Genomic DNA, 10,505 nt, shown 5'->3' with positions numbered 1-10,505 from the left:
CGACACCCTGACCTTCACCATCTGCACCGGCCAGGAGGAGTCCCGCGGCGACGGCGTCGCCACCATCGAGGCCATCCGCGAACTCAAGCGCCGCCACCCCGACGTCCAGACCACCCTGGGCCTGTCGAACATCTCCTTCGGCCTCAACCCCGCCGCCCGCATCCTGCTGAACTCCGTCTTCCTCGACGAGTGCGTCAAGGCCGGCCTCGACTCCGCGATCGTGCACGCCTCGAAGATCCTGCCGATCGCCCGCTTCAGCGAGGAGGAGGTGACGACCGCCCTCGACCTGATCCACGACCGCCGCGCCGAGGGCTACGACCCCCTCCAGAAGCTGATGCAGCTCTTCGAGGGCGCCACCGCCAAGTCCCTCAAGGCCGGCAAGGCCGAGGAACTCGCCGCCCTGCCGCTGGAGGAGCGCCTCAAGCGCCGCATCATCGACGGCGAGCGCAACGGCCTGGAGGCCGACCTCGACGAGGCCCTCCAGGACACCCCCGCCCTGGACATCGTCAACAACACCCTGCTGGACGGCATGAAGGTCGTCGGCGAGCTGTTCGGCTCCGGCCAGATGCAGTTGCCGTTCGTCCTCCAGTCCGCCGAGGTCATGAAGACCGCCGTGGCCCACCTCGAACCGCACATGGAGAAGTCCGACGCCGAGGGCAAGGGCACCATCGTGCTGGCCACCGTCCGCGGCGACGTCCACGACATCGGCAAGAACCTCGTCGACATCATCCTGTCCAACAACGGCTACAACGTCGTCAACCTCGGCATCAAGCAGCCGGTCTCCGCGATCCTCGACGCCGCCGAGGAGCACCGCGCCGACGTCATCGGCATGTCCGGACTCCTCGTCAAGTCCACCGTGATCATGAAGGAGAACCTGGAGGAGCTGAACCAGCGCGGCCTCGCCGCCGACTACCCCGTCATCCTCGGCGGCGCCGCCCTCACCCGCGCCTACGTCGAACAGGACCTCCACGAGATCTACGAGGGCGAGGTCCGCTACGCCCGCGACGCCTTCGAGGGCCTGCGCCTCATGGACGCCCTCATCGGCGTCAAGCGCGGCGTGCCCGGCGCCAAGCTGCCCGAGCTGAAGCAGCGCCGGGTCCGCCCCGCCGCCGGCGCCGTGGTCACCGAGGAGCGCCCCGAGGAGGGCCACGTCCGCTCCGACGTCGCCGTCGACAACCCGATCCCCACCCCGCCGTTCTGGGGCACCCGCGTCATCAAGGGCATCCAGCTCAAGGAGTACGCCACCTGGCTGGACGAGGGCGCCCTCTTCAAGGGCCAGTGGGGCCTGAAGCATGCCCGCACCGGCGACGGCCCGACCTACGAGGAGCTCGTCGAGACCGAGGGCCGCCCCCGTCTGCGCGGCCTGCTGGACAAGCTCCAGACCGAGAACCTGCTGGAAGCCGCCGTCGTCTACGGCTACTTCCCGTGCGTCTCCAAGGACGACGACCTCATCCTCCTCGACGAGCACGGCAACGAACGCACCCGCTTCACCTTCCCCCGCCAGCGCCGCGGCCGCCGGCTCTGCCTCGCGGACTTCTTCCGCCCCCAGGAGTCGGGGGAGACCGATGTCGTCGGCCTCCAGGTCGTCACCGTCGGGAACCGCATCGGCGAGGAGACCGCGAAGCTCTTCGCCTCCGACTCCTACCGCGACTACCTCGAACTGCACGGCCTGTCCGTCCAGCTCGCCGAGGCCCTCGCCGAGTACTGGCACGCGCGCGTGCGCTCGGAACTCGGCTTCGCCGGGGAGGACCCCGCCGCCATCGAGGACATGTTCTCCCTGAAGTACCGCGGCGCCCGCTTCTCCCTCGGCTACGGCGCCTGCCCCGACCTGGAGGACCGCGCCAAGATCGCCGAACTGCTGCGGCCCGAGCGGATCGGCGTCCACCTCTCGGAGGAGTTCCAGCTCCACCCCGAACAGTCCACGGACGCCATCGTGATCCACCACCCCGAGGCCAAGTACTTCAACGCACGGTGACCACCGGACATCCCTCAGCCGTATAGATCGGCGTACTGATCGGACAAGTCGTACACTGGTCGGTCCACAGCAGGCCGGTTCCCTTCCGGGAACCGGCCTGCTCGTCCCTCACAGGAGGTACGTGGATGACCAGTACGGTTCCCGCGCCCGCAACCCGCACGGCCCAAGGCTCGGCCCTCCAGGCCGTGCTGCTCGACATGGACGGCACCCTCGTCGACACCGAGGGCTTCTGGTGGGACGTCGAGGTCGACGTCTTCGCCGGCCTCGGCCACACGCTCGACGACTCCTGGCGCCATGTCGTGGTCGGCGGCCCGATGAGCCGCAGCGCCGGGTTCCTGATCGAGGCCACCGGAGCCGACATCACCCTCGCCGAACTGTCCGTCCTGCTCAACGACGGCTTCGAGGACCGCATCACCCGCGCCCTGCCCCTGATGCCGGGCGCCGCACGGCTGCTCGCGGAACTCGCCGCGTACGAGATCCCCACGGCCCTCGTCTCCGCCTCCCACCGGCGCATCATCGACCGCGTCCTGACCTCGCTCGGCCCCCAGCACTTCTCCCTCACGGTGGCCGGCGACGAGGTGCTGCGCACCAAGCCGCACCCCGACCCCTATCTGTTCGCCGCCGCCGGACTGGGCGTCGACCCGGCCCGCTGCGCCGTCGTCGAGGACACCGCCACCGGTGTCGCCGCCGCCCACGCGGCCGGCTGCCAGGTCGTCGCGGTGCCCTCCGTCGCGGGCATCGAGCCGGGCGCCCGGTGCACCGTCGTCCCCACCCTCGAAGGCGTCGATCTGGCATTCCTGCGCGGCCTCATGCCGCTGGGATGATCACGTCCGTGATCGCCGGAGAACGTTTCGATGACAGAAATGCGATAGCGCGTTCACCCAGCGTGCACCGCCGATAGCAAAGGAATTCGGCGGCCGTGTACACAGACGAATTCCTTCCGTCACGCATCCGTCACCGCGCGCGGAATTCCGGGCGGTCACCCCTGTCCGGCGTGTGACGTTCCCCACCCCGCAGGGGGTCGACAGCCGCCCCGTCATGTGCCGGATCCCGGCAAACCGGGTGCCCCGGCACGTCCTTGTGTCCTGATTGATGGACTGCTGCACGAATCCTTCCCGGGGCGTCTGTTCCGTGCGTCCACACCCGGTTCCACAGCGTGATGGGCATTCAACTCCGGCCGCCGTCAACCGCTCTGCCGGAAGCGGACTAATCTCGTTACACGAACATCGCCCCTGCCCCGTGATCCGCTGCGACACCCCTGCTTGCCGGGTACACGGACTCGACAGCTCTGGAGAAACTCGAGCATGAACCGCAAGACTTTGGTGCTGCCGGCCGTGGTGGGTCTGCTCGCGCCCGTACTCGCCGCCTGCGGCGGGGCAGACAGCGGGAGCGGCGGCGGCGACGCCATCGTCGTGGGCACCACCGACCGGTTCACGGCCACCAAGGACGCCCCCGCACCCCTCGACCCCGCCTACGCCTACGACGTCGGCACCTGGAACATCCTGCGCCAGACCGTGCAGACCCTGATGATCCAGCCCAAGGGCGAGGGCGAGCCGGTCCCCGAGGCGGCCCAGTCCTGCGGCTTCACCGACAGCGGCAACGAGCGCTACGCCTGCAAGCTCCGCAGCGACCTCAAGTTCTCCGACGGCAACGCGATCACCGCCGAGGACGTCAAGTTCTCCATCGACCGCGCCCGTTCCATCAAGGCCGACTCCGGCGTCTTCGCCCTGCTGTCGACGATCGACACCATCGAAACGCAGGGTGACAACGAAGTCATCTTCCACCTCAAGACCGCGGACGCCACCTTCCCCTTCAAGCTGTCGACCCCGGTCGCCGGCATCGTCAACCCCGACGACTACGAGAAGGACAAGCTGCGCGAGGGCTTCTCCGTCGACGGCTCCGGCCCCTACACCCTCAAGGCCGAGACCGACGGCGACGAGATGACCAAGGCCGTCTTCACGAAGAACCCCCACTACAAGGGTGCGCTCGACGTGAACAACGACGAGGTCGACATGATGTCGTACGAGGACGCCGACGACATGGGCACCGCCCTCGAAAAGGGCGACATCGACCTGATGACCCGCTCCATGTCGCCCGAGCAGATCCAGAAGCTCTCCGAGGCCGCCGCCGACAGCGACATCGACCTGATCGAGCTGGGCGGCCTGGAGATCCGCTACCTCGCCTTCAACACCAACGCCCCCGAGGTGAAGACGAAGGCCGTGCGCCAGGCGATGGCCCAGGTCATCGACCGCGACCACCTGGTCTCCGAGGTCTACGGCTCCCAGGCCGAGCCGCTCTACTCGCTGGTCCCCGCCTCCATCACGGGCCACTCCAACTCGTTCTTCAACAAGTACGGCGACCCCAGCGTCAGCAAGGCGAAGGCACTCCTCGCCGAGGCGAACATCACCACGCCCGTCAAGCTGACCCTGAACTACACGACCGACCACTACGGTCCCGCCACCAAGGACGAGTTCGAGCTGCTGCGCAAGCAGCTCAACGACAGCGGTCTGTTCGACGTGACCGTCAAGGGCGCCGCCTGGGACACCTTCGTCCCGGCCGAGCGCAAGGGCGAGTACGAGGTCTGGGGCATGGGCTGGTTCCCCGACTTCCCGGACGCCGACAACTACGTCGCGCCGTTCCTCGACAAGGACAACTTCCTCAACTCCCCGTACCGCAACGGCGACATCATCAACAAGCTGATCCCGCAGTCCCGTCGCGAGGCCGACCGCCTCAGCGCCGGCAAGAGCCTGACGGAGATCCAGGACATCGTCGCCGACGACGTGCCGGTGCTCCCGCTGTGGCAGGGCAAGCAGTACGTCGCCGCCAGCACCGACATCACGGGCACCGCCTATGTGCTGAACTCCTCCGCGACCGTCCAGCTCTGGGAACTGGGCCGCGGCGTCAGTAGCTGACGCACGTACCGTTCTTGTCGGGTTCTGGTCGTTTCTGGTCGGGTTCCGCTCGGGTGATGCGGTTTTCAGGCCGGGTGATACGTTCGTCGCGGCCGGGGCCCGCGTCGACGGGACCGGTATGACGGGACCCGACGACAAAGGTAATTCGTGAACATGCGCAACCAGTGGCCAGTCCTGCCGATCGTGGCGGGACTGGCCTCCGGCCTGTTGACCGGCTGCGGCTCCCAGACCGGGGGCTCCGGCGGCGACGGCTCCGCCGTGGTGCTGGGGATGTCCGACGACGTCCTCGCCACGGACCCCGCCTCCGGCTACGACCCCGGCTCCTGGATGTTGTTCAACAACGTCTTCCAGTCGCTGCTCAGCTTCCCCAAGGGCGGCACCGAACCCGAGCCCGACGCCGCCGAGGAATGCTCCTTCACCGACACCGGGACCAAGGTGTACCGGTGCACGCTCAAGGACGGCCTCACCTTCAGCAACGGCCACCCGCTCACCTCGAAGGACGTCAAGTTCTCCTTCGACCGCATGCTGAAGATCGACGACGACTCCGGCCCCGCCATCATGTTCCCCATGCTGGACAAGGTCGAGACCCCGGACGACTCCACCGTCGTCTTCAGACTCAAGGTCCCCGACGCCACCTTCCCCAGCAAGATCGCCTCCGGTGCCGGCGCCATCGTCGACCACCAGGAGTACGACGCCGACGCCCTGCGCGAGGACGGCGGCGCCACCGGCTCCGGCCCCTACAAGCTGGAGTCCTTCGAGGACGACAAGGCCGTCTTCACCGCCAACGAGCACTACAAGGGCTCCGCCGGCAAGCCCCGCAACAACGGCGTCACCCTCAAGTTCTTCAACGGCGACCAGAAGGCCCTCGAAAACGCCCTCCTCGACGACGAGATAGACATCGCCTACCGCGGCCTCAGCGCCGGCGACATCACCGACATCGACGAGAGCACCACCGACTCCGGCGTCGACGTCATCGAAGGCAGCAGCGCCGAGGTCCAGCACCTCGTCTTCAACATGGACGACCCCGTCGCCGGCAAGCTCGGCGTCCGCCGCGCCATCGCCCACCTCGTCGACCGCGAAGCCCTCATCCGCGACGTCCACCAGGGCACCGCCGACCCGCTCTACTCGATCATCCCGGCCGGGATCGCGGGCCACAACACCGCCTTCTTCGACCGCTACGGCGCCCGCCCCTCCCGCGCCAAGGCCGCCGCCGCCCTCCAGGAGGAGGGCATCACCGGCAAGGTCGACCTCACCCTGTGGTCCACCCCCTCGCGCTACGGCCCCGCCACCGACCAGGAACTCAAGGCCATCGCCGAACAGCTCAACGCCAGCGGCCTGTTCGACGCCAAGGTCAAGTCCGTCCCCTTCGGCCAGTACGAGAAGGACATCGCCGACGGCAAGTACGGCGTCTACGTCAAGGGCTGGGTGCCCGACTACCCCGACGCCGACAACTTCACCGCCCCCTTCTTCGGCGAAGGCAACGTCCTCGGCAACAACTACGCCAACGACAGGATCACCGACACCCTGATCCCGCGCACCGCCGCCCAGAGCGACCGCTCCGCCACCGGCACCGACTACGCGACCCTCCAGGACACCGTCGCCAAGGAACTGCCCCTCCTGCCCATCTGGCAGGCCAAGCAGTACGCCGTCGCCCGCGAGAACGTCTACGGCCTCGAGAACTGCCTCGACGCCTCGACCGTGTTCCGCTTCTGGGAACTCAGCAAGGGCTGACCCGCCCCCGAACACCGACGGGCGCCCCCCTTGACGAAAAGGGGGCGCCCGTCGTCGTACTCACACCTGTTCCCTCACTGCGCGCCCGGACGCACCAGACCGCTCTCGTACGCGTACACCGCCGCCTGCACCCGGTCCCGCAGCCCCAGCTTCGTCAGCACATGCCCCACATGCGTCTTCACCGTCGTCTCGCTCACGAAGAGATCCGCGGCGATCTCCGCGTTCGACAGCCCCCGCGCCACCAGCTTCAGCACCTCCACCTCACGGTCCGTGAGCGTGTGCAGCGTGTTCGGCACCGGCTCGTCACCCGACGGCAGATGCGTCGCGTACTTGTCCAGCAGCCGGCGCGTGATGCTCGGCGCCAGCATCGCCTCACCCGACGCCACCACCCGGATCGCCTGCACCAGTTCGTTCGCCGGCGCGTCCTTCAGCAGAAAACCGCTCGCCCCCGCCCGCAACGCCTCCACCACGTACTCGTCGAGATCGAACGTCGTCAGCACCAGCACCTTCGCCGGCCCGTCCCGCCCCGGCCCCGAGATCTGCCGGGTCGCCTCCACCCCGTCCATCCGGGGCATCCGGATGTCCATGAGCACCACATCGGGCTGAAGCGCCCGCACCTGGTCCAGGGCCTGAAGCCCGTCACCGGCCTCCCCGACGACCGCGATGTCCTGCTCCGCCTCCAGAATCATCCGGAAGCCCGTGCGCAGCAGCGGCTGGTCGTCGACCAGTAGGACACGGATGGCCACGTAAGTCTCCTTCGCTAGTCCGGCCCCATTCTGCCCTGCGCGTCCGCCTCCGACGCGGCCGCCCTCACCGCCAGCGGATACGGCGGGGGAGTGCCGCCGAACTCCGGACAGTGCGCCTGATGATCACACCAGCCGCACAGCTTCGTCGGCCGCGGCCGCCACTCCCCGGTCTCCGTCGCCTCCCGGATCGCCTCCCACAACGCCAGCAACCGGCGCTCCACCCGCTCCAGATCCGCCAGATCCGGGTCGTACGTCAGCACATCACCACTGCCCAGATACACGAGCTGAAGACGGCGCGGGATCACCCGCTTCAACCGCCACACCACCAGCGCGTAGAACTTCATCTGGAACAACGCCCCGTCCGCGTACTCCGCGCGCGGCGCCTTGCCCGTCTTGTAGTCGACGATCCGCACCTCACCCGTCGGCGCCACGTCCACCCGGTCGATGATCCCCCGCAACCGCAGCCCCGACTCCAGCTCCGCCTCCACGAACAGCTCCCGCTCGGCCGGCTCCAGACGCGTCGGATCCTCCAGCGTGAACCAGCGCTCCACCAGCCGCTCCGCCTCCGACAGCCAGCCCGCCAGCCGCTCACCCTCCGGATCGTCGGCGAACAGCTCCACCACCTCCGGCCGCGACTCCCGCAACCGGTCCCACTGCCCCGGGATCAGCGCCTTCGCCCGCGGCGCCGTCCGCTCCTCCGCCGGGGCGTCGAACAGCCGCTCCAGCACCGCGTGCACCAGCGTGCCCTTCGTCGCCGCCGCGCTCGGCTTCTCCGGCAGCCGGTCGATCACCCGGAACCGGTACAACAACGGACACTGCATGAAGTCCCCGGCCCGCGACGGCGACAACGAGGTGGGCGCCACGGCCACCCGCGCCCCCACTCCCGGCTCCGGAACCCGCCCCGCCACGACACCACCCTCACCACTGCTCTCCATGCCTCAGACCATACGGCCCACCACTGACAGTCACCCAGTCCCCGGCACCGACGAGCGCCCCGCTGTGGGTGCCGGGGCGGAAGGTGCCACGACGGCCGCATACCATCGGTCACAGACCCTTCCGCCCGGCAGAGGCGGAAACGCTTGGACCGAGGGGACACCGTGGTGGAAAGCGGCGCGAACGAGCGGCCGCGGCCGGACAACAACCAACCGGCCGAGCCCCCCACGCCACCTTCACGCGCCCCGCTCCCCGCCAACCCGACCCCACCCGAGCCCACCACCAAGCCCCGGCCCGAGCCCTCGACCGAGACGCAGGCCGCGCCCGCAGCCGACACCCCCGCCGAGCCGTCGGCTGAGCCTGTCGCCCGGCCGTCGGCGGAGCCCGCCGGGATGCCGACCGGGGACTCGGCTGAGCCAGCGGGTGGGATTCCGGCGTGGCCCGGGGCCGAAACCCCCACCGAACCTGCCGCCCGGCCCTCGGCGGACCCCGCCGCGAATCCGGCGGAGCCGTCGGCAGGTACTGCTCCCGAAACCTCGGTCGAGCCTGCCGCCGGGCAGGGTGCCGAGAACCCGGCGGAGACTCCCGTCAGCACACCGGCCCAGCCTTCGGTCGAGCCCGTCGCCGGACCGTGGGCTGAGCCTTCTGCGGAGGCTTCCGCGAATAATCTGGGCGCGCCCTCGTCCGAGGAGCCTGCCTCTCGCCCGTCGGCCGGCCCCGCCGCCCCGACGCCGCCCGAGCCCTCGTCCGGGACTGCCGCCAAGCCCTCCGCTGAGACTCCCCGCGGGCCGCGGGCCGCGGCTCCCACCGATTCGTCGGCCGGGACCCCCGCCGATTCGTCGGCCGGGACCCCCGTCGGGCCCTCGGCCGGGACCCCCGTCGGGCCCTCGGCCGGGACCCCCGTCGGGCCCTCGGCCGGGACCCCCGTCGGGTCGTCGGATGAGGCCGCCCACGCCGGGCCGTCGGCCGGCATCCCGGGCAAGCCCCCGCTTGGCCCCCGCTCCGAGGCCACCGCGGATCAGCACCCCCACGGACCCGACACCTCGCCGGACCATCAAACCCCCGAGTCGGCCACCGGCTCCGCGGCGGGCCGCGCCACCGCGCCGCCGCCCAGCCACGACGAGCCCCGCGCCCTCGCCGACACCCACGACGCGCACCAGGACCCGTCGGGCAACGGTGGCCGCCGCGCTCGTGGCAAGGGGCGGCCGCCGCGGCGGCCCCCGGAGCAGCCGCGTGGGGGGCTGCTCATGGGGCGGCCCTTCGGCGTGCCCGTCTACGTCGCGCCGAGCTGGTTCCTCGTCGCCGCGCTGATCACCTGGGTCTTCGGCGGGCAGCTCGACCGCGTGCTGCCCGAACTCGGCGCCGCCCGCTACCTCGTCTCACTCTTCTTCGCCGTCGCCTTCTACGCCTCCGTCCTCATCCACGAACTCGCCCACACCGTCGCCGCCCTCCGCTTCAAACTCCCCGTCCGCCGCATCCAGCTCCAGTTCTTCGGCGGCGTCTCCGAGATCGAGAAGGAAGCCGAGACCCCCGGCCGCGAATTCTGGCTCGCCTTCGTCGGCCCCCTCCTCTCCCTCGCCCTCGCCGGCGTCTTCTACCTCGCCATGCAGCCCGTCGAACCCGGCACCGTCCCCGGCGTCCTGCTGGCCGGCCTGATGATCTCCAACCTCATCGTCGCGATCTTCAACCTCCTCCCCGGCCTCCCCCTCGACGGCGGCCGCATGCTCCGCGCCGTCGTCTGGAAGATCACCGGCAAACCCATGAGCGGCACCGTCGCCGCCGCCTGGGTCGGCCGCGCCCTCGCCGTCTCCGTCCTCATCGGACTCCCCCTGCTCACCCAGTCCGGCGCACTCGGCGCCGGCGCCGAGGACAGCGTCGGCATGGACACCGTCACCGACGCCCTGCTCGCCGCCATCCTCGCCGCCATCATCTGGACCGGCGCCGGCAACAGCCTCCGCATGGCCCGCCTGCGCGAACACCTCCCCGAACTCCGCGCCCGCACCCTCACCCGCCGCGCCGTCCCCGTCGAGACCCACACCCCCCTCTCCGAAGCCCTCCGCCGCGCCAACGACGCCGGCGCCCGCGCCCTCGTCGTCGTCGACGCCCACGGCGAACCCCTCTCCCTCGTCCGCGAGGCCGCCATCGTCGGCGTACCCGAACACCGCCGCCCCTGGGTCGCCGTCAGCGGCCTCGCCCAGGACCTCACCG

Annotated in this window: 7 protein-coding genes; 5 read left to right on the top strand and 2 right to left on the bottom strand. The window is 70.1% G+C overall.

Features of this window, described 5'->3' with window-relative positions; all coding sequences use genetic code 11:
- The 4 genes from G6W55_RS35975 to G6W55_RS35960 all read left to right on the top strand — a co-directional run.
- The coding region (locus G6W55_RS35975; RefSeq protein WP_175524834.1) for a vitamin B12 dependent-methionine synthase activation domain-containing protein at nt 1-1,975 on the top strand (1,975 nt) is incomplete at its 5' end.
- Nucleotides 1,976-2,100: 125 nt separating this feature from the next.
- Nucleotides 2,101-2,799 carry an HAD family phosphatase gene (locus G6W55_RS35970; RefSeq protein WP_175524833.1) on the top strand — a complete coding sequence of 233 codons (699 nt, stop codon included), beginning with the start codon at nt 2,101-2,103 and terminating at the stop codon, nt 2,797-2,799.
- 480 nt (nt 2,800-3,279) lie between these two features.
- Complete coding sequence (locus G6W55_RS35965) at nt 3,280-4,887, top strand: ABC transporter substrate-binding protein (protein WP_175524832.1); 1,608 nt, start codon at nt 3,280-3,282, stop codon at nt 4,885-4,887.
- A 147-nt stretch (nt 4,888-5,034) separates the two neighbouring features.
- On the top strand, nt 5,035-6,618 hold the full coding sequence (locus G6W55_RS35960; RefSeq protein WP_175524831.1) for an ABC transporter substrate-binding protein: 1,584 nt from the start codon (nt 5,035-5,037) through the stop codon (nt 6,616-6,618).
- Nucleotides 6,619-6,692: 74 nt separating this feature from the next.
- On the opposite strand, the gene G6W55_RS35955 is transcribed toward G6W55_RS35960, so the two are convergent.
- Together G6W55_RS35955 and G6W55_RS35950 are read right to left on the bottom strand one after the other, a co-directional pair.
- On the bottom strand, nt 6,693-7,364 hold the full coding sequence (locus G6W55_RS35955) for a response regulator transcription factor (RefSeq protein ID WP_030795478.1): 672 nt from the start codon (nt 7,362-7,364) through the stop codon (nt 6,693-6,695).
- A gap of 14 nt (nt 7,365-7,378) precedes the next feature.
- Entirely contained in the window at nt 7,379-8,299 is a 921-nt protein-coding gene (locus tag G6W55_RS35950; RefSeq protein ID WP_175524830.1) for a RecB family exonuclease, read from the bottom strand.
- A 666-nt stretch (nt 8,300-8,965) separates the two neighbouring features.
- Here G6W55_RS35950 and G6W55_RS39130 point away from each other — a divergent pair.
- Nucleotides 8,966-10,505 (top strand): site-2 protease family protein (locus G6W55_RS39130; RefSeq protein ID WP_309243882.1); only part of this gene is annotated, 1,540 nt, incomplete at its 3' end.

It is taken from the genome of Streptomyces sp. CAI-85, assembly GCF_013363615.1.
Lineage (GTDB): Bacteria > Actinomycetota > Actinomycetes > Streptomycetales > Streptomycetaceae > Streptomyces > Streptomyces antibioticus_B.
Note: the sequence above shows the minus strand (reverse complement) of the source record. Positions and strands in the feature narration are given on the sequence as shown.